Raw genomic sequence first — 20,464 nt, 5'->3', positions numbered from 1 at the left:
AATTCCGGTGTATCAATCGTTACTTTGCCTGTTGTATAGTCGATGAAGTCGCCTCCGCTTGCCCATACCGCGCCTTCGAGTGTAAAGTTGGCTCCGCCATAAATGTCGACTTTGCCATCGCCATTCTCATCCTTCGTCAGCTTCTTCGCTGCATCAAGCCAGTTGTCCCATGTCCATTTGCCAACCTCTGCCGGCGGCAATTCAAGCCCAGCTTCGGTAAACATCGTTTTGTTGTATGCCATTGCCCATGGACCTACGTCCTTCGGCAATCCGTACAAATCCCCTTGTCCCAGCTGCTTGCCGTCAAAACGGTAACGATCAAGCGCTTGCTTCCATACGTTATCCGCTTGGAACAGCTCGGTCGATTCTAGAAACGGCTGCAGGTTTTGAATCGTGCCTGCTTCGGCAAACTTGTAAAACTGCGGGCCCGATACATAAAATACGTCCGGTGTTTTACCCGATGCAACCAGCGTAGACAGCTTCTGATTGTATTCAGCAGGCGGCACGCTTGTGTACTCTACCTTTACGTTCGGATATTTCGTTTCGTACGATTTGATCAGCTTCGTAAATATATCTTTCTCCTGCGGACTGCCATGACCCATAAACGAAATCTTTACTTTTTCTTGCGGTGCGTTTGTTGCTGCATCRCCTTTATTCCCCGTGTTTCCATTTGTAGCAGAGCTGTTGCCATTTCCACCTGATGAACAAGCCGATAGCAGCATTCCAAAGCATAATAGCATTACAAGTCCAAGCTTCGCGGATAATTTTCTATTCATTTCGTTTGACGCCTCCCTTTTTTTGCAAGCGCTTCCTTGATGAACTCATTCTAGATTATATTGTTATACTTTTAAATACTCTATTTAGTATAAAAAATAAGAAATTATGTTCTTTCAACTAATGCTTCACCTTAAAAATCAGTCTATAACCCCATTTTCAAACGAAAACTTCTGCATTTTCATTCAACTTCTATCATTCCAGCGTTTTTAAAGCACAGGATATACTAACTTTAGTATATATTTAAATACTAATATATTCTATAATCCGTTTTGAAGCGCTTACAAAACAATAAGAGGAGATGGTTTCACATGTTTGTCCAAAGCAAGGTTAGAATAACCGCTTTATGGATTGGCTTGCTTCTTATAATCAGTATTCTGCTCCCTGGTTTTCAAGCTTTTGCAGCTCCTGGATTAGCTTGGCCCTCAAATACCGCAACCGTATTCACCCCTCAAAATGGCGGAGTATGGTATCCACGGCTGCTAAAGCTGAACAATAACGATATTTTAGCCTCTTTCGATACGAATGCAGGCGGGGGCAATACAAGAATTATGCTTTCTCGCAGCACGGACGGCGGTCATACCTGGTCTCCTGCCATACAAGCTGCAGCTGATTCCAGCGGTAATGTAGGTAATGGCCAAATGCTTCAGTTGCCGAATGGCGAGATTTGGCTATCGTATCGCCTTGTTGTGCAATCGGGTTCGATTTATAACACTTACCTAAAAACCAAAAAAAGCACCGATGGCGGCAGCACTTGGTCAGATTTAACGAACGGCCAAATCGGCTCTGCGACAGCAAACTCGTTCAAAGGATTATGGGAACCGCATCTTCAAATGCTTGGCAATACAATAGCTGTATATTATGCGGATGATAGTCCTGCCACTGTAGGCAATACAGGCCTTCAGAAGCTTATTATGAAAACATGGACCGGTAACGGCTGGAGCGGCGAAATAATTGTCAGCGACGGTGTTGCCGCAGGCTCTAGAGATGGAATGCCAGTTATTACCCAAATGGCTAATGGCCAATACATCCTAGTGTTGGAAGCGACCGACGTCGCAGGTCATCCTTTTGTTATAAAATATAAAATATCGTCGGATGGTTATAACTGGAACGTTCCTCGTCAAACCCTTTATGTTCCTTCCAAAGCCGGAAAAAAAGCTGGTGCGCCTTTTGTTGTTAAGCTTGGAGATGGCCGCTTGCTTGCTTCTTTTCAAACGGACAATGACAGTACGAATACCGGCGACGCTTTCTCCTCCATGTACACGATGATTAGCGCAGACAATGGTGCAACTTGGCAATATCGGACTAATATTTTCCCAGTAAGCGACTCGACCAGCTCCAATTGGAATGCCTTGCTGCCCATAGATTCTACTCACGTCCTTGCAGCGACGAGTGCAGACTATCCAAGCAGCGGAGTGTATATTCGATTTGGTCATGCAGTTACACCATCGAACACAAATCTAGTAACAAATTGGAGTTTTGAAACGGCAAACCTAAGCGGCTGGACGACATTTGGCGACGATTACCCCGCTCGAATTAAAGTACATGGCACAAACGATGGTGTCGGTGTACCCGCCGCCCAGGGCAATTATTTTATCGGACTAGCCGGAACGAGCGGACCTGCATCGGCTTATGTTGGCCAAACAATTAGCGGTCTTGATAATGGCAGCTATACGCTGCGTGCGTATATGCGGAGCAGCGGCGGGCAGAATTCTTGCGTAATGGAAGTAAAAGATTTTGGCGGAACGTCGCGTCAAACCAATTGCCCCGTAACCACAGCTTGGACGCCGGTCACACTCTCGAACATCGCAGTTGTAAACGGGCAAGCAACCATAGGCTTTTTCACATCAAACAGCCAAACGAGCCAATGGGTCGATATTGACCGGGTTGAGTTTACTCGCAACGATGTTTACAATGGTGTCGTTTCAGGCGGTGTATACAAGCTTATCAATACAAATAGCGGCAAAGCGCTTGAGGTGGATGCTTGGGGAACAACGAATGGCTCCAATGTGCAAATTTGGACGGAGGGTGCGAATCAGGCAAATCAGCTCTGGCAAATTACTCATGTCGGGGGCGGAGCATATAAGCTTATTAACACGAACAGCGGCAAAGCGCTTGATGTCAGCGGGGCAGGAACAGCAAACGGCACCAATGTTCAAATCTGGGATTATGCGAACTCAGATAACCTGCATTGGAAGATCATCGATACCGGGAGCGGTTACTTCAAGCTTATCCACTCACTCAGCAATAGGGCGCTGGATGTCGCTGCTTCTGGCACAGCCAACGGTTCAAACGTTCAAATCTGGGATGATCTCGGAAACGGCGCCCAAAGATGGAAGCTTGTTCGTGTTAGCTGATGGCGTAAACCCTGGTTGATTCATTAGCATAAAAAAGTATTCAATACATGCGTTATCCTAGAAGGTAAAAAGCTTCTCGGACAATTCATTACCGTATTAACGCATCTGTCCTTTTGTGCTCTTTCTGGCAACCACTAGTCTAAAATAGGTCACCTTTCTATCCACGAAGCGTTTGGAAGTGGAGTCCTGTGTAATATGAAGGATTTCATAAAAAGTAAGCCATGAAGTAAATACTCATCTCGCAGAAGCTGCCTAAACCATTCTAGAGAGGAGTATTTATTCATGGCTCCATTTCAGGTTACACTTGGTCTAGATCACCAATGATGCATCCAGCTGTTTATCGAGGAGTCTAGGGGCGCAGGCGTAACAGTTAAAGATGGGGTTTCACACATAAGCATGGACTTCGCACCTTTGTAAAAAATGATCTAGAAAATAGGCTTATTTTCGCTCCCTCATAGTCAGGCTGTTTTATGATAATCACTGCTTTAAATAAAGCAATGGCAGTCTCAAAAGCAGATAAACTGCTTTTGAGACTGCCTCTTTTTATTAAACAAATATACTCCATATGGCGCTGACACACTACGAGATCTGCCCCAACACCTCCGCCCTTATGCCATTACACTCGCTCTACATCCCCCGTCAAATTACTCCTCATAAATCATTTTTCTAGTCATACCGCCATCAATTGTGATGTGGGTTCCGGTTACAAAATCATTTTGAGGGTCTGTTAAATATAGGCATGCCCGTGCAATATCCTCCGGTTTGCCTACCCGCTTAGACGGATGCTGCTCATGATCCTCTGGGCGCAGCTTGCTGTAATCACCCGTTTCGATCCAACCTGGACATATTGCGTTAACCGTAATATGATCTGGGCCGAGCGAAACCGCCATCGCGTGGGTTAGCGATAGGATCCCGCCTTTGGATGCCGCATAGGCTTCTGAATTCGGTTCTGACATCATTGCTCTCGTAGAAGAAATGTTTACGATAGCTCCACCGCCGGTTGTCCGCATCAACTTGGCAGCCTCACGCGAGCAGACAAACGTCCCGCGCAGGTTCGTATTCACAACGCTATCCCATTCATCAATGGATAGGTCGTATGGCGACTTCCATATGCCAAACCCCGCGTTGTTTATGACGATGTCTAATCTCCCGACAATTGTTTCCAAATCACGCAGCATTTTAATAATGGCATCAGGCTCGCTCATATCGGCAGAAAGAGATAAAGAATCATAACCTGCCTCTTGCAGCAGCAAGCCAGTCTGCTCCAGTCCTTCTTCGTTTTTATCCACTAATACAGGCAGTGCTCCTTGTTCCGCATAAGCTAGTGCAAGCGCTCGTCCAATACCAGCCCCAGCGCCTGTTATGAGTACAACCTTATCCTCGTATGCTGCTTTCATTTCGAATACCTCCTTAGCGTGCCCTTTTACCTAAAGAGTTTAAAGCAAATCGAAGCAAAATGAAAATCCAAACCACTTACCTCCATCAAGAGGAAAAATACAGCAGCTTCACGAAATAATAGTCAACGGAACAACGGCAGGATTTTTTAGAAAATCTGAAAAATGGAGCTGATCCCTCTGAACACTAAAGCTGTCTTTTTCGATTTATTTGAAACGTTGATAACTGAATTTACGGATGGCAAGCGCACCATCAATAGATCCACGGACGATGCTGCACTTCTCGGCATGAATCATGGCGATTTCAAGAAAGAATGGCGCAAACGGCAAGAAGCAAGAATGACCGGACAATATGTTAACTTCATTGAAGTGATGAGAGACATTTTGGAGAAGCAGAATTTACCTTACAACGAACAAATAGTGGAGCACTTGTATCGAACAAGAATCGATGAAAAACAGGCTCCATTTTTAACGATTCAGCCAGCTGTTCTTGCCATGCTGAAAGAGCTGCAAAGCAAGCACATAAAAATAGGGCTTATTAGCAATTGTACAGAAGAAGAAATTCGCCAGTGGAAAGCTAGCCAGCTTGCTCCCTACTTTGATGATGTCATTTTCTCGTATGAAGTTGGCTTAGCCAAACCAGACATACGTATATATCAATTAGCCTGTGATAGGTTAGGCGTATTACCCGAAAATGCAGTATTTGTAGGCGATGGCGGTTCTAATGAGCTGGATGGCGCATTCAACGCTGGCTTTAAAGTTTTCCATGCCTTTTGGTTTAATACCTACATAACAAGCCCCTACACAAAGCTGCTCCATCCTGAACATTTGATAGCCCAATTGCCATAAACGAATAAAAACAGATTTGCTACTCTGATGATTCACAACCCCTGCTCTAGTTTATTATCATCCAATCGTATGGATAAATGGTTACTGTGGAAGTTGTGGACAAAACGTGTCAAATAATCTGAAAATTTAATCAATACTGTAAAAACAGCTTGAACACCCCTTGTCAATTTTCTCAAAAGCGAATATGATAAAAGCAATCAAAGGTTGTGAATCTTTTCACACTGTATAGTATATTGTGAATTAATTCACGTTGTAGGGGCGGCTGCCATAGCAGACTACCCTCTACACATCCCATAGGAGGCGTTTTTTATGACGATGAACATTGCTGTGATTGGCTGTACACATGCAGGAACTGCTGCAATTAAACAAATGGCTGCACTTTACCCGGAGGCCAACATTACCGTTTATGAACGGAATGACAATATCTCGTTTCTATCGTGCGGCATCGCACTGCATGTTGGCGGTGTAGTTAAAAATGCTGAGCAGCTATTTTATGCTTCGCCCGAGCAGCTCGCTGAGCTTGGCGTGAAGACGCATATGCGACATGATGTGCTTGCAGTAGATACGGATGCCAAACAAATTCAGGTCCGCAATCTTGTAACTGGCGACGAATTTACTGAAAGCTACGATAAGCTCGTCGTTACAACAGGCTCGTGGCCGATTATTCCACAGATGGACGGCATCGCGCTTGAAAATATCGTTCTTTGCAAAAACTACAACCATTCGAAAGAAATTATCGAGAAAGCAAAAACAGCGAACCGCATTGCAGTTATCGGAGCTGGCTACATCGGTATTGAACTCGTAGAAGCATTTGAACAGCTAGGCAAACAGGTAACCTTAATCGACAATATGGAACGCATTTTATATAAATACTTAGATCGTGAATTTACAGACGTTACAGAGCAGGCATTGATTGATAAAGGGATAACTATCGCAACTGGCCAGACGGTAACTTCGTTCAAGGGCAGCGAGGGTCATGTAACGACGGTCATCACGACAGCTGGAGAATATGAAGCAGATCTCGTCGTGCTTTGCATCGGTTTCCGTCCTAACACTGAGCTGCTGAAAGGCCAAGTTGACATGCTTCCTAACGGCGCGATTATTGTGGATGATTATATGAGAACGAGCAAAGCTGATGTATTTGCTGCTGGCGACAGCTGCGCCATCCACTATAATCCAACAGGGCAAAACGCCTATATTCCTTTAGCCACAAACGCTGTCCGCATGGGAACGCTCGTTGCCAAAAACCTGATGAAACCAACGGTCAGATATCTTGGAACACAAGGCACGTCGGGTATAAAAATTTACGATTATAACATTGCATCGACTGGTTTAACGGAAACAGGCGCACTTGCTGCGGGAATGAATGTGAAAAATGTCACAATCATTGATAGCTACCGACTTGAGTTCATGCCTACCTTTGAGCAAGTGACTTTAAAGGTCGTATATGAAGCGGATAGCGGCAGAATCGTTGGCGCACAGGTGTTATCGAAGGTTGATCTTACCCAGTCGATTAATACGTTGTCGGTTTGCATCCAAAACGGAATGACGATGGAGGAATTAAGCTACGTCGATTTCTTCTTCCAACCGCATTACAACAAGCCATGGAACATGCTTAACCAAGCTGGTTTGCAAGCTGTATAATTTTATAAAAGCTGCAAGGATGGCACTCTGCCATCCTTGCAGCTTTTTTATTATCAATTAATAAACAAAAGCCGCCCTTTTACAGGCGGCTCTTGCCTATTCACTACAAATTATCAGCCGGCGGCTTCCCGAAATCAGGGGTTCCATCAGCGTTCCACGTAAATATCTTGGCGCGGGCGTGACGATTAGGATCAAATAACGGATCGCCTTCAATATCCTTGTAGCTGCGAGCATGATAGATCAAAATATCCTGTTCCCCATCCTCAGACACGGTGAAGCTATTGTGCCCTGGCCCATACTGACTATTTTCCGGGCAGCTTGTAAACACTGGCGTCTGCGTCTTCACCCATGAGAGCGGATCAAGCAGATCACTGTTCTCCTCAGCAGTCAATAAACCCATCGCATAGTTATGATTGGTGGCGCTGCCGGAGTAGGTCATAAATATTTTCCCGCCCCGCTTCAGAACAGCCGCTCCCTCATTTACCATGAAACCAATGACTTCCCAGTCGAGCTCCGGCTTCGTAATCAATACCTGCTTGCTCTTCAGCGTCCAAGGATTGCTCATCGAAGCGATATACAAATTTGTATTGCCTTGAATGGCTGGGTCTTGCTGCGCCCATACTAAATATTGCTCGTCATTATGCAGGAAGCTTGTCGCATCAAGCGAGAAAGAATCCCAATCCGTAATGATCTGGCCCCTCTCCGTCCACTCGCCCTCAAGCGGGTTAGCTGAATCATTTTCAATAACATACATGCGATGCCTGAATGGCGCATCTGCCCTTGCGGCAGCGAAATATACATACCATTTTCCAGCGATAAAATGCAGCTCAGGTGCCCAAATATTGTGGCTCATTGGTCCCGAATCGTGTTTTTCCCATACCACAATCTGCTCAGCATCGGTAAGTCCTTCCAGCGTTTGTGCTCTTCGCAGCTCAATCCGATCATACTCAGGCACAGAACCTGTGAAATAATAATACCCGTCTGTATGCTTCACTACCCACGGATCTGCTCGTTGCTCTATTAACGGATTTCGCAGCTGCTTCTGCGACTGTTCAGATGCTTGTGTGCTCATGTTTCTCTCAGTCCTCCAGCTAATATTTCTATTTTTATAAAATAACTTCATCGATTCATTACTATAAATACGAAGGGTTGCAGTGGTCTAAATATAAATTGTCAAGGTTTCTCTTTGCATATAAAATAGATAAGATATATCAGAATAACATTTTCATTAACGAATTCGACTTCATATTTTCAATCACAAGCTGTAAGGCAAATCCAATGTTAAAAAATTGAGCGGAGTGAACGTATGAAAATTGATATTTCAGATACTCATTTACCCATCTATGAAGCATTAGCCAGCGATGTAAGGCTTAAAATCATACAATTGCTTGCTCTGCAGGAGATGAACATCAAGGATCTCGCACAAGCGCTCGAGCTGAGCAGCCCCATTATGACGATGCATGTGAAGAAGCTCGAAAAAGCCGGTTTAATCAGCTCCGAGATGGTTTCCAGCAGCGGCGGAACCAAAAAAATGTGCAAACTTATCACGGATAGCATTGAGATAGATTTCCCGTCAACACGGCGCCCAGCGCTTCGCACTTATCATGAATCCATCATTTCCATCGGTCACTACACCGACTTTGAAGTGGAGCCTACCTGCGGCCTCGCTACGACTGCTAAAGTCATTGGCATGTTCGATGAGCCGCGTTTTTTTCTCGATCCTGATCGTATCAATGCCAGAATCCTTTGGTTTAGCAGCGGCTTTATTGAATACAAAACAGCCAACTTCTTATTGAAAAGCGAGAAGCCTACTGAGCTCGAAATATCTTTTGAAATTTCCTCCGAGGCTCCTTTTGCCAATGACAATTGGCCTTCGGATATTTCCTTTTACTTAAATGACACCAAAATCGGCCTTTGGACGAGTCCTGGCGACTTCGGCGGTAAACGAGGAAAGTATACCCCCGATTGGTGGTGGGATGAAATTAATCAATACGGCCTGTTGAAGGTGCTGAAGATTACGCAAGCCGGAACCTTCATCGACGGTCAGCAAATATCCGATGTTACCCTTGATGATGTCAACATATTAAGCAAGCAATGGAAATTCCGCATAGCAGTCGAGAAGGACGCCGAAAATGTCGGCGGCGTTACGTTATTCGGCTCTGGGTTTGGCAATTACAATCAAGACATCGTCTTTAAGCTTTATTATGAAAGGAACGAATAAGAGCTAGCGGCGCGAGCTGCTAGCTCTCCATCCCTTTTTACGGTAAATTTTTCAGCCTAAAGATCGTAATGGATTGTTTCGCAAGCTCCAGCGTAAATATGTTAGACAACCCATCAACAGCCTGCTCCTTAGGCAGCACGGCTTCAGGCTCCGCAAACGAATTCTCCACACCCATATCCGCTTGGAGCGACAGCTTCGTTCCTTGCGGGGCTATCGTTTTCCCCTTTATTTCAATAGACGCATTCACTACATAGTCATTGGCATTTACGATTTTCAGAATGATCTCATCTGTCTTCTCATCTCTGCCCGCTATGAAATAGAACGGCTCCTCTCCTTGTTTACCGCCGCGTCCCGCCTCGTACGATTCGCCGCTGCGCATGCGAATTGAAGCTGGCAGTACCGAGCTCGCAAGATGATTGCTGAACATTTGCTGCACATAATAGTTCGGAGTCCCATATACTTCAGCATTATTGAACCAGATTAAATCCGGCGACCACTGTGTATACCCTTCCTTACCGAACAATGGTGCATAGGAAGCCATAGCTACAACATCAGAATTCCGCTCCAACCCGACCATGAACGCCGCTTCAGCCAGCGCTGAACCGAAGCTGTTGCTGCGTTTGCCGTTATGTGCTGCATATTCGCCTACGAACACTTTCGGCCCGTTCCGATCATACGTATCATAACGATTCGAATTCGCTATAAACCAATCAGGATTCATATAATAATGCTCATCGACGATATCTGTTGGCTTATCCTTCTGCCACCGCCAAGCATCATCAAATATAGGACCAGAAGGCGAAGGACCCGCAGACGCAATAAGTTTAATAGTTGGATACTTCTCTTTAATTGCAGCTGCAAACATTTCGTATCTTATAAAATAGTCCGTACCCCAATGCTCGTTGCCAATCGCAAGGTAATGAAGCCCAAACGGCTCAGGGTGTCCATTCTTCGCCCGCTTCGCTCCCCATTTGCTCGTTGCAGAACCATTTGCATATTCGATCAGATCAAGCGCATCTTGGATATAAGAAGCAAGCTCCTCTATTTGCGCTACGTCTGACTGACGGAATTGATCGCCCATTCCTGCATTTACGACAGGCAGCGGTTCTGCTCCAAGATCCTCGCTTAGCTGGAAATACTCATGGAAGCCAAGCCCGTAGCTTTGATAATAAGGTGTCGATAAGGCGCCGCCGCCCCACATATTCGTATTTTGCTTTCGTTCGGAAGGGTCTCCAATCGAATCCTTCCAATTGTAGCGATTGCCGATTCCATCTCCGCCTACGATGCTGCCTCCGGGGAATCTTACGAATGACGGTTTCAAATCAGCCAGCATGCGGACAAGGTCTGCACGCAAGCCGCCTGGCCTATTCTTCCATGTGGATTGCGGGAATAACGAGATCATATCAACGTCGATCTGACCGTTACCGTTCGCACCCAGCACTAATTTAGCGTTTAGAGCTGTTTCAGAAGCTGTTATTGTCCCCTTCAGCTTCGTCCAATTCGTTCCTATTTTCTCGGCTGTGATTGTCGTTTCGCCAAGCCTTTTGCCGCTATCGTCTTCTAGATAAGCAGTAAGCTTAAGCGCTGCATGGTTGCTGCTTCTTACATACATCGAGAAATCATATTTCTCACCTTGCTGCAAAGCGATTCCGCCAAATCCGCTATTTATGATTGCAAACTCATCCTCTTGGGCTGGAGCCCTCACCTGCATCGATAAATAATGGGGATTGTTTGCGTTCAGCGGCGCTTTATCCGCAACCTCTACTGCTCCGTCTCCAGATCCTGCTTTTCTTACCGCCCAGTTCCATAATGAATCGCCGAACTCGAAGGAACGATTTTCAATCAATTCTGCATACACGCCGCCATCACCAGCAAAATTGATATCCTCAAAGAAAATCCCATATAAGGTATCACTTACAGGAGCGCCCGTCTGATCCGCTTGAATGGAAATCGCGTAATCCGCTGCCCCTTCCTCCCATATGCGAAGCGGTATTTTTTTCTCCCCCGCTGCTTTTCCTTTGTTGACCATTGCCGTTAACGTTGCTTCAACATCTCCATGTCCGCTTGCCGGTCTAGTAACTGTGCCATCTGGCGCAACTGTTTCTTCATGATCAGAGGACCAGACGATGCTTGTGCCACCCGGTCCACTGCGCGGCAGCTCTAAAGATTCCATAACACGGCTGCTGCTTGGAAGGGATAACCATTCAACCGCAATAGCAACGGTATCCTGATCGTTCATCCCTTCAGTCAGTTGATCAGCAATTTCATCAGCGGATAGAGCTTCGCTATAAATCCGCACCTCATCTACTTTGCCGGATAAATACGGGTCGACGTCAAATTGCGATTTTCCGATATAATTGCCTGTCGTACCCGCCATATCACTCGGCTTGATTGATAGATCATCATTGCGGGCGATTTCATGCCCATTCAAATAAAGAATGCCCGTGCTGCCAGACCAAGTGAAGGCAATATGCGTCCAGCTGTCCGCCGGAAAATCCGTTTCGGTGCTGATCATTTGCTCGCCGCCGCCATTCTTGATCGCGAGCTTCATCTTGCCTGTTTCTGACATCGGGGTGAGAAACAAATAACGATCCACTCCGTTTCCGAAATCGAATATACGCTGCCAAGTTCGCAGATCGTTAATGTTTACCCATGCAGATATCGTCAGCTCATCCAAACCATTCAAAATTGCCGTAGGCATCTCCGCAAAGGCGCTTGATCCATCCAGCTGCAAGCTGCTTCCGAACTTGCCCTCTTTCTGCAGCACGCCGCCGCTCAGCGTCCCAGTATTATCATGACCTGATGCGTCCAGCAATTCATTCGGTGAAGCGCTCAGTTCCGACTTCTCCGTATGATCGAAAGTGTAGCGCAGCAGCAAACAATTTTGATAAGCCTGCCGCTCATCTCGCTGGGCTGTTTCCTTTATATTAGGCTCCTGCCGCTGGCTGAAGACAATCCAGATAACAGCTGCCACCAATACCAGCAGCAATATGGCAGCCAGCTTCTTCAGACGTATGTCAATCAAGCTGCATCTCTCCTACTATTCACCTGCGATACCGGAACGCTCGACGCTCTCGACGAAATAACGCTGCGTGAACATATACAAAATAAGCACCGGCAGGATCGTTAGCATAACCCCAGCCATAACTTGGTTTTGCAGCGTCGGCGCCATGCCGAGCGTACCTGAGGATACCGAGCTGGATGCCTGCTGAAGATCCAGATTCGCATTGCCGTTGAAGAAAGCCATATTTTGCGCCAGATTGAAATACTCTGGAACGAGTAAATACATATTCGGCTCAAACAGGTCATTCCAGTGCCACACGACCGAGAACAAGAAGACAACCAGCATGGCAGGTTTCGCGAGCGGAAACATAATCATCCAGTACGTCCGGAACGCACCCGCGCCATCGATTCTTGCCGCTTCCTCCAGCACATTCGGCAGCGTTCGGTAAAATTGAATAAAGATAAGGACGAACAAAGAGCCTTTCAGTCCGTGTCCAAGCAGCGCCGGCACAACGAACGGCAGATGCGTATTTACCCAGCCCAAGTCAAGGAAAAAGGTAAACAACGGTACAACGATCGTCTGCGGCGGCACAAGAAATGTAAATACAACCATCGCCAGAAACAACGCTTGACCGGGAAAACGGTAACGTGCGAAGCCGTATCCTACAATTGAACAGCTTACGACTTGAAGCATCGCGCTGCCAAATGAAATGATGGAGCTGTTCAGCAGTCCCGGCCAGAAGTTGATTTCCTCCATCGCGATCGAATAATTCGTTAGATTAAACTGCTTCGGAATCCACTGAATCGTAGCATCCGCTACATCCTCCGGCCGCATCAGCGATTTTGATACCATATAAAGCAGCGGATAAACGAAAACAAACGCCAAGCTGAGAATAACGACATAATAGAAAATCGTTCCGATTACGCCGCGTCCGCGCTTAATCCAAGTAATCTTCCAGACCTCTTCCGCTTTGCCTTGAAGGTCGGCATATTTTTCGGTCATGCTAGGTGAATTCATGCCCTCTACCCCCTACCTTCGGTTGCTGACAAGCTTTTGCGGAAGATGAAGAATACGACCGCTAGCACAACCGAAATCACAATAAAGTAAATCCAGCCCATTGCCGAGCCATAAGCGTAATTATTCGTTTTGAACACATTGTTCATAATGTGATTCATAATTTGGTTATCTGTTTTGGTAAACGAGTTGACGACGCTGTAAAGCGTGTTGACGAACAGCATCGGCATAATCATCGGAAACGTAATCTTCCAGAAGCTTTCCCATTTTGTTGCGCCATCACATTTGGCTGCTTCATATAACGCTGGCGAGATTGTCTGCAAACCCGCGATGAAAATCAATATTTGCACGCCCGAATCCCACATGACGAGGGTTAAAGAATCTGCATATTGAAGCAGCGGGTCCAAGATGCTGTCCGGTATAAAAGCGTTTAGCTTGCTGTAAAGATCGTATTGATAGAAGATCGGGAGCTGGGCAGCACCCTGCTCCAGCAGCTCCCTCAAGATGGCGCCGGAAGCGATAATAACCGGCAGAAAGAATATGCCGCGGAACAATGTACGACCGCGAAACGGACGATTAAGCAGCAATGCGCTGAACATCGCAAAAATCAGAATAAGCGGTACCTGCGTCAGCATCGTTGTCAGCGTAGCTTGCAGCAGCGGCACAAAATCGATGTCAGTCGTAAAGGCAGCCCGGTAATGGGTCAAGCCCGTGTAAGATGCCTTTAGCCCTGCCTTCGTAACCTCTAAATTGTTAAGCGAATAATAAAGTGATTTGCCAAGCGGAATGACCATGAACAGTAAGAAACCGATAACCCATATGGAAATGAACGAGTATCCCTCAAAGATGTGGCGGCCTCTCATCGAGAGTCCAATTTTTTTGCCCATGCTCATTTCCCTCCGTTCTGCATGAGATATCCTGCCGCAGGAATAGATAAGCCGTCAACCGTCGCTGAAGCACTGCCGTAATTGACAATAACCTTTGTTCCATTCGCATACGTTGTTTGGTATACGTTATTGCTCAGCTTCTCATGATCAGCAATCGTCTGATTAGCAATCGCTTTGTAAATAGACTCAAGCTCGTTATATTGCGAAACGGCATCATCAATCCATGTCCTATATTCGGAGCTCCATAACCGATCCTCAAGCGTTCTTTGAAGCTTCGTTGTAGGCTCATAAGTCAGCTCTAGACTAGGCAGCGCACCATACTCTACCATCCGAAGCAGCTCGTTCTGGGCATCATTTCGCAAATTGATTGGATTAGCCGTATAAGGCACCAGCCCGCGTACCGCAATCTGATAGAAAGGAACCGTCTCGTCGTTGTAAATAAAATGGCTGGAATCAAGCGGTGCTCCGCTAATGCCATCAATATGCCCAAGCATATAAGCAAATCCATAATCGACTGACGCTCCGCCGGTAGTCTCCCGAATAGCATCCGCAGCTTTCACCCAAGTTGATGCTGTCTCGCCGCGCGTTGTCAGCGACTTCGGATCGATATCGGAGTACAATGTATTTCCCCAAAAGCTAAGATGGACACCAGAGATGCCAAGCTTAGAATAATCCTTCAGCTCTTTGTTCAGATGTTTGCTGATGACACGCTCTGGCTTCATCCAATAATAAAGTCTACTGTCGTCATTCCATCTGCTGCCAATATAATAGTCCGTACTTGGCGCTACTTCACGATCCATGCCGCGAATGGCATCTTTTGACTTCTTCATGCCGTCGCTATCGGCGATTGCTCGGGCATAGTTTGCTTCCAAATAAAGCGAAACCCCTTTATTAGCGGCATAGGCGGCAAGATCCTTCAAATCCTTTGCTCCGCCCAGCTTCTTCTCCACTGGAAAGTGATCCGGCTGATCGCCATATAAACCATCATCAGACCATCCGGAAAACGTAAGCTCTAAATTCGCGATTCCTTTTTTCTGAAAAGCATCAATAATTTCACGCGCTTGATCGAATGTCGTCATCGAAATGAACGTATTGCCAAGCACCTCATCACGCAAAGTACCGCCAAGCAGCTTCACCTTAAAGGGAACTGCCGTTTGCTCCAAAGGCTTAACTCCTTGCTCTTCTTTCAGAAATTTACCATATGCCTGTGCCATTCCTACATAATCAGCTTCCTTGTCTTGAAGCAGTACGTAACGCAGCTGCCGATCGCCTTTGATCCAGTTGCCTTGGAAAAATGGGATTTCACCCGATGTCCCGATGAAAATCACATCGCTCCAGCGGTATACAAATTCCGCCGACGTCCGGTAATAGGAGATCGCGCGGATGCCTGACGGCGTTCCATTAATCTTCGCATCGTATTGACCTTTCGTTACGATACCGAGCGAACCTACATCGTCGCGGTAATTGCCGAATACCGGCAGCGCAACCATTTCTTTTGGAGCAAGCTTTTGCCGCCACATTTGATCAATATCCGTATGTGATTGCGTAACGTAAGCCGGGTCAGCGCCATAGATCATTTCGGAGTAACCCGCAAAATACTGCGGATGCTTCGCGCTGTATTTCATAAGCGCGCCGGAGCCGTCCGGCAGGAAAATCGCTCCTTCCTCCGTATCCGCAGCAGCGTTCCAGAATGGCAGCGGCTCAATACTTACAAACTTTGCTTTGCCCGCTTCCTTAATGGATGCTTCCGGAATCGAAAGTTCGAAGCCTTTCTCATTCAAGCGATATTCAATCGCAAACTCCAGCTTTTCCTTCACGAATTGGAAGGTTACTTTCGCCCCGCCATCAATCGTCTCGATCTTCAGCTTGTTTTCCTTTTCCTTTGCTAAGTACGTTTGTACAGTATCCGAGCCCTCTGTATACTTCACATGAACGGCGGCATCCATAAACTTCTTATTATTAGGCATCGTCGTTCTAGGTAGCTGCGGCGTCCCCAGCCATTCTTTCTTGGTTCGCTTGTCAACGAGGCGAACATTGCCTGTTTTATCGTCGATGTACATCTTGTAGCTGCCGTTCTCCGCAATTTGCTTTGTAGCAGATACAGGATACAGCTTCACTTCGCCTTGGTCAGCTGGCTCCGCGGTCTCTGCAGCAGACTCTTCTGCTGGAGCCTCCGAAGCTGCTGTTGAATCCGAAGCCGATGCGGCATCTTCATCCGTAGTCGTCTCCGTCGCAGTCGCAGTTGCACTCTTGCCCGCGTCTTCCTCCGCTTGAACACGGGTTTCGCCTTCCACGCTCCCGAAGTGAGGGAATATGCTGACAACGAGCAGCAATGCCACGATAATAAGCCATTTTCGTTGTTTCCTCATCTCGTCCACCTACCTTCGGAAGTTTATTTCTTTGAACATGTCGATTATAAAGTTAAGGAGTTGATTGATTAAGCCAAACATCAGAATACCAATAAACCAAATAATTAATATGCCGACGATGCTCAGCACCGTAATCCAGATCATTTTGCCAAGCTCAAAATCATGAACGATTCTTACCTTTAGCAAGAGCAGCCATCCTACCCAGTAAAGAGTAAGATTGATTAAAAACGAATAAATAGAGCTTTCATCCAGCGCCAAAATATTCGTTAGCAGCGTGATTGGGATAATAAAGATCGCATAAGGAACCAGCGCAAATGCACTGCCGACAAACACTTCCTTAAATTTCCCTTCTCCTTCAAGAATCGCACTGACGCCCCAGTTCGATATCGTCCACGTTACCCATGGCACAACGATCCATATCAGCTCATGTACAAACGAGATCTCATACGTTTCTCTCGTCTCGAACGCATACCCCGTAATTAGAATGGCAACCATTCTCGCGATATAAGCCAGCGCGACGATGAACAACGCTTGCCCCCATTTAATGCGGCCCGGCTCCTGAATATCGTGGTAAAAATCGATCGGGTGCACGAGCACCTGCCGCATCATTTTAAACGTTGCGATCATAAGGCACTCCTCCCTTCACCTGAACCACTTTAGCCGACTTGCGGTCTATCAGCATCGCAGAAGCTCTGCGCCAAACAAAAGGTATGATGTAGCGCAAAAGCACGATAAGCACGATAATGGCTAAACATATCCATGCAAAATGCTCTCTAATATATTCCTTTCGATATTCCTTGAAAGCGACCGAGTAATCGTAACGCGATCTTGCCAGCTCAAAATACTCCATAGCTCCCTTATAGTTTTCCGCTTTATAGAGAGACTTGCCGATTGCGAGATAGGCTAGATCAAAGTTTGCATTCAAATGCAAAACCTCGTTCCACATTCCCTCCGACTCTTTGTATCGTCCATCAACGAATAACCGCGATGCGTCATGCACCAGATCTGCAAATGGCGTCGTACGGAACAAATCGATGCGATTGCGTCCTTTATCGACCACATACACCGTGCCGTCTGCTGACTGATCAAGGCTTGATGGCGTTATAAACAAGCCGTTCTGATCGCCGAGCCCTCCAAACACGAACAAGAAATTCCCAAGCTTATCGTACTGATAAACTTTGCTGGACTGAAGGTCAAGTGCAGTGATAACACCGTCCTTATCTACAGCTAGATCAAGAAACGACGGTACTTCGAAAGGTCCAGCATCAAAACGTCCACCGTACCTTTTAGGAACAATATTGAGCGTATCCACACCAACAGGCGATAACCGCTTCAATTGGTTCATTTCTGTTCCAAGTGTGGACGTGTAGACGAAACCTTCCTCATCCTGCACCGCATTGGAGAACTCGAGCGGCTTAACGACCGACAATTTTGCCTTCTGCTCCTCCGTTGCAACGAGCTTAACGAACAATCTGCTCCAGCTGAAGCCTACATGATTCGCACCATAAAACCCTTTAAATTGCCCGTTCGGATCAATTTGAATGAGGCCCTGTGTGTTTCCGTCACTCACGACAAACATGTAATTCCGCTTATCCACGAGCAGCTTTGATGGAGAATAAGAGAAAGTTGCTCCGAGCAGCGGACTTTCAGGCTTGCCGAACTGCTTCTGGAATTTCCCGTTTTTATCAAAAATAGCGATTCGTTGGTTTTTGGTATCCGCTACATAGATGGTTCCATCCTGCTTCACGTAAACGCCTTTTGGCTCGTTCAGCTTGCCGTCGCCTTCTTCGTCGCCGATAATGTTCAGCACCTCATGCTTCCCATCCAAATGGACGACCCGGCTATTTCCTGTATCCACGATATAGATCGTTCCATCGTCAGCAAGGAAAATATCTTCTGGTGAGCTAAATGGTCCAGATGATAGGTTATAACCGTCAATTGAGCTCTCATACATGTACCCGTTGATCGAGTGAACATCTTGGCCCAGCTTATTTCTCGTATACCCTTCATAAGGAGAGGCCGCGAACGTTTGAACAGGTAGAGCTGTAACTAGCATCAGTAAAGCGATAGCTATACTGACAACGAATCGGAATATCGTAACCTGCTTCATCCCGGTTGTCCTCCTACTCTTTCAGACCTGAATGCGCCATCGTTTGCAGCACTAAGCGCTGCGTTACGATAAAGACGATTATCGTCGGCACAATCATCAATAAACTTGCCGCGGCAAGCGTGCCGACACGCGCAACGACGCCGTATCCACCGCTTAACGTCTGGATTGCCAGCGGCAGCGACTTCATATCCTGATCGGTCGTATAGACCATTGCTGGGTATGGATCATTCCAGGCTGATATAAAGCTGAATAATGCAAAGGTCGCGATGGCTGGCTTCAGCATCGGCATGACGACAACCCAAAACACCTTCCACTCGGATGCGCCATCCATGCGTGCTGCCTCCAGCAAGGCATCCGGGATTTGGCGCAAAAACTGCGTCATGAGAAACATCCCTATCGGAGCCGCCAAATACGGCAAAATCATCGCCCAATACGTATTGATCAAACCGATTTTGCTAATGAGCAAATATTGCGGAATTTGCACGACCATCGGCGAGAACATAATAGCAAGCACGACCATGTTGAATATAGCGCTGCGAAACGGCATATTGTGCTTCGCCAGCGGATACGCTGCCATAGCCGATACGAGAATGCCAAAGCCAACAATACAGGAGCTGATCAGCAAGCTGTTAAAAATAAACCTGGAGAACGGAACGCTTGTCGTTCCCGTTATGAGCAATAGATCGCGAAAATTAACTAATGTCGGATTGTTCACGAAAAATCGCGGCGGAAACAGGAACAGCTCGCTTGTTGGTTTAAAGGCTGTAGATACCATATAAACCAGAGGGGCAAGCATCAAGAGACCGAACAACGTTAGAAATAGATAAAGGAAAAATCCTCCCCAATCCTTCCTGCCTTTCACTGCGCCAGTCATATCGGTTCAGTCCTTTCCTAGCCATTTGAATATGAGACGGTTTAGTCCGATCATCATGACGAACAGCACAACAGCGATCGCCGCAGCGTAACCCATCTCAAACTTGATAAAGGCATAATCGAATAAATGTGTCAAAATCGTATGGCCTGCATAAAGCGGACTCGGCAATCCGACGAGCTGCACGCTGACATCAAACACGGTCAATGAGCTAACAACCTGAAGCACTGCGCCGAACAGCAGTTGCGGCTTTACGGATGGAACCGTTATATAAATAAGCTGCTGCCATCTGTACTTAATTCCGTCGATTTCCCCAGCCTCATAAAGATCCTTCGGTACGTTCTGAAGTCCGGCTAGGAAAGCCAAGAACCCTACCCCCATCGACATCCATAGCGAGACGATGATGATAACGGGTACGATCGAATTAATATTTTGCAAAAATAAATAAGGCTCGTCGATAATGCCCAGCTTTGATGCAAAATAGTTAAGCAAGCCTTTGCGGTCGCCCGCAAACAGGTAGAGCCATACGACCGACATCGCCGTAGCGCTCGTAATGGACGGCGTATAATAACAAAGCGTATAGAAGAAGCGGTATTTTTGCGGAATTTGACTGATGAGCCAAGCCAGCAAGAACGCCATTACATAGCCGACCGGCCCTGTAATGAACGCAAATTTCAACGTAATGCCAATCGCCTTAAGGAAAATATCGTCATCGACAAACAACAGCTTGTAATTGGAGAGACCAATAAACTTTGGCGCCTCCAGAATGTTGTAATAGGTAAAGCTGAGTACAACCGAAGTGACGACCGGTACGATCGTAAACAAGGTGAACAGGATAAGAAATGGAGCGAGAAACAGGTAGGAAACCCTGTTTCTCTTCATTTCATGCCACAGCAAGGACAATTTGCTCGGTTTGCGGAGGCGCTCCGCTGCCGGAGTGACCACGGTTGCCGCTGAATCAGTGTTCATT

Annotated in this window: 15 protein-coding genes; 4 read left to right on the top strand and 11 right to left on the bottom strand. The window is 46.5% G+C overall.

Translation table 11 applies throughout. The features are described 5' to 3' along the window. A partial coding sequence (locus AC1DPK_RS11660; RefSeq protein ID WP_477510414.1) for an ABC transporter substrate-binding protein occupies window positions 1–776 on the bottom strand: 776 nt, incomplete at its 3' end. A 309-nt stretch (window positions 777–1,085) separates the two neighbouring features. Here AC1DPK_RS11660 and AC1DPK_RS11655 point away from each other — a divergent pair. Next, the gene (locus AC1DPK_RS11655) at window positions 1,086–3,131 is read left to right on the top strand and encodes an RICIN domain-containing protein (RefSeq protein ID WP_477510413.1); all 2,046 of its coding nucleotides are present in this window, start codon (window positions 1,086–1,088) and stop codon (window positions 3,129–3,131) included. A gap of 644 nt (window positions 3,132–3,775) precedes the next feature. Here the strand turns inward: AC1DPK_RS11655 and AC1DPK_RS11650 are convergent. Beyond that, a complete protein-coding gene (locus AC1DPK_RS11650) occupies window positions 3,776–4,528 on the bottom strand; it encodes an SDR family NAD(P)-dependent oxidoreductase (protein WP_441882661.1) in 753 nt (250 codons plus the stop codon). A 162-nt stretch (window positions 4,529–4,690) separates the two neighbouring features. On the opposite strand from AC1DPK_RS11650, the gene AC1DPK_RS11645 reads away from it, so the two are divergent. Both AC1DPK_RS11645 and AC1DPK_RS11640 read left to right on the top strand, forming a co-directional pair. Beyond that, entirely contained in the window at window positions 4,691–5,374 is a 684-nt protein-coding gene (locus tag AC1DPK_RS11645) for an HAD family hydrolase (protein WP_477510412.1), read from the top strand. A gap of 315 nt (window positions 5,375–5,689) precedes the next feature. Then, entirely contained in the window at window positions 5,690–7,018 is a 1,329-nt protein-coding gene (locus AC1DPK_RS11640; protein WP_441882752.1) for an FAD-dependent oxidoreductase, read from the top strand. 103 nt (window positions 7,019–7,121) lie between these two features. Here AC1DPK_RS11640 and AC1DPK_RS11635 read toward each other — a convergent pair whose 3' ends face one another. Then, window positions 7,122–8,090 (bottom strand): glycoside hydrolase family 43 protein, encoded by a 969-nt coding sequence (locus tag AC1DPK_RS11635; protein WP_477510411.1) that lies wholly within the window; start codon window positions 8,088–8,090, stop codon window positions 7,122–7,124. Window positions 8,091–8,324: 234 nt separating this feature from the next. Between AC1DPK_RS11635 and AC1DPK_RS11630 the strand changes: the two genes are divergently transcribed. Beyond that, a complete protein-coding gene (locus AC1DPK_RS11630; RefSeq protein WP_441882668.1) occupies window positions 8,325–9,239 on the top strand; it encodes an ArsR/SmtB family transcription factor in 915 nt (304 codons plus the stop codon). Between the two features lie 37 nt (window positions 9,240–9,276). On the opposite strand, the gene AC1DPK_RS11625 is transcribed toward AC1DPK_RS11630, so the two are convergent. The 8 genes from AC1DPK_RS11625 to AC1DPK_RS11590 are packed head-to-tail and all read right to left on the bottom strand — an operon-like array spanning window position 9,277 to window position 20,463. Beyond that, window positions 9,277–12,264 (bottom strand): LamG-like jellyroll fold domain-containing protein, encoded by a 2,988-nt coding sequence (locus tag AC1DPK_RS11625; protein ID WP_477510410.1) that lies wholly within the window; start codon window positions 12,262–12,264, stop codon window positions 9,277–9,279. 15 nt (window positions 12,265–12,279) lie between these two features. Then, a complete protein-coding gene (locus AC1DPK_RS11620) occupies window positions 12,280–13,260 on the bottom strand; it encodes a carbohydrate ABC transporter permease (protein ID WP_441912869.1) in 981 nt (326 codons plus the stop codon). A gap of 5 nt (window positions 13,261–13,265) precedes the next feature. Then, entirely contained in the window at window positions 13,266–14,144 is an 879-nt protein-coding gene (locus AC1DPK_RS11615; protein WP_477510409.1) for a carbohydrate ABC transporter permease, read from the bottom strand. A gap of 2 nt (window positions 14,145–14,146) precedes the next feature. Next, window positions 14,147–16,513 carry a DUF5696 domain-containing protein gene (locus AC1DPK_RS11610; protein ID WP_477510408.1) on the bottom strand — a complete coding sequence of 789 codons (2,367 nt, stop codon included), beginning with the start codon at window positions 16,511–16,513 and terminating at the stop codon, window positions 14,147–14,149. A 9-nt stretch (window positions 16,514–16,522) separates the two neighbouring features. Continuing rightward, window positions 16,523–17,140, bottom strand: coding sequence for a YIP1 family protein (locus AC1DPK_RS11605; RefSeq protein WP_076267169.1), 618 nt, complete (start codon window positions 17,138–17,140; stop codon window positions 16,523–16,525). Further along, a complete protein-coding gene (locus AC1DPK_RS11600; RefSeq protein ID WP_477510407.1) occupies window positions 17,124–18,623 on the bottom strand; it encodes a hypothetical protein in 1,500 nt (499 codons plus the stop codon). The genes AC1DPK_RS11605 and AC1DPK_RS11600 overlap by 17 nt, the downstream gene beginning before the upstream one ends. Before the next feature lie 13 nt (window positions 18,624–18,636). Next, window positions 18,637–19,497 carry a carbohydrate ABC transporter permease gene (locus tag AC1DPK_RS11595; RefSeq protein WP_256710834.1) on the bottom strand — a complete coding sequence of 287 codons (861 nt, stop codon included), beginning with the start codon at window positions 19,495–19,497 and terminating at the stop codon, window positions 18,637–18,639. Between the two features lie 6 nt (window positions 19,498–19,503). Further along, window positions 19,504–20,463, bottom strand: a complete 960-nt coding sequence (locus AC1DPK_RS11590; RefSeq protein WP_076267399.1) for a carbohydrate ABC transporter permease — start codon at window positions 20,461–20,463, stop codon at window positions 19,504–19,506. Window position 20,464: the final 1 nt, after the last annotated feature.

Source organism: Paenibacillus sp. 01T424 (genome assembly GCF_056398745.1).
Note: the sequence above shows the minus strand (reverse complement) of the source record. Positions and strands in the feature narration are given on the sequence as shown.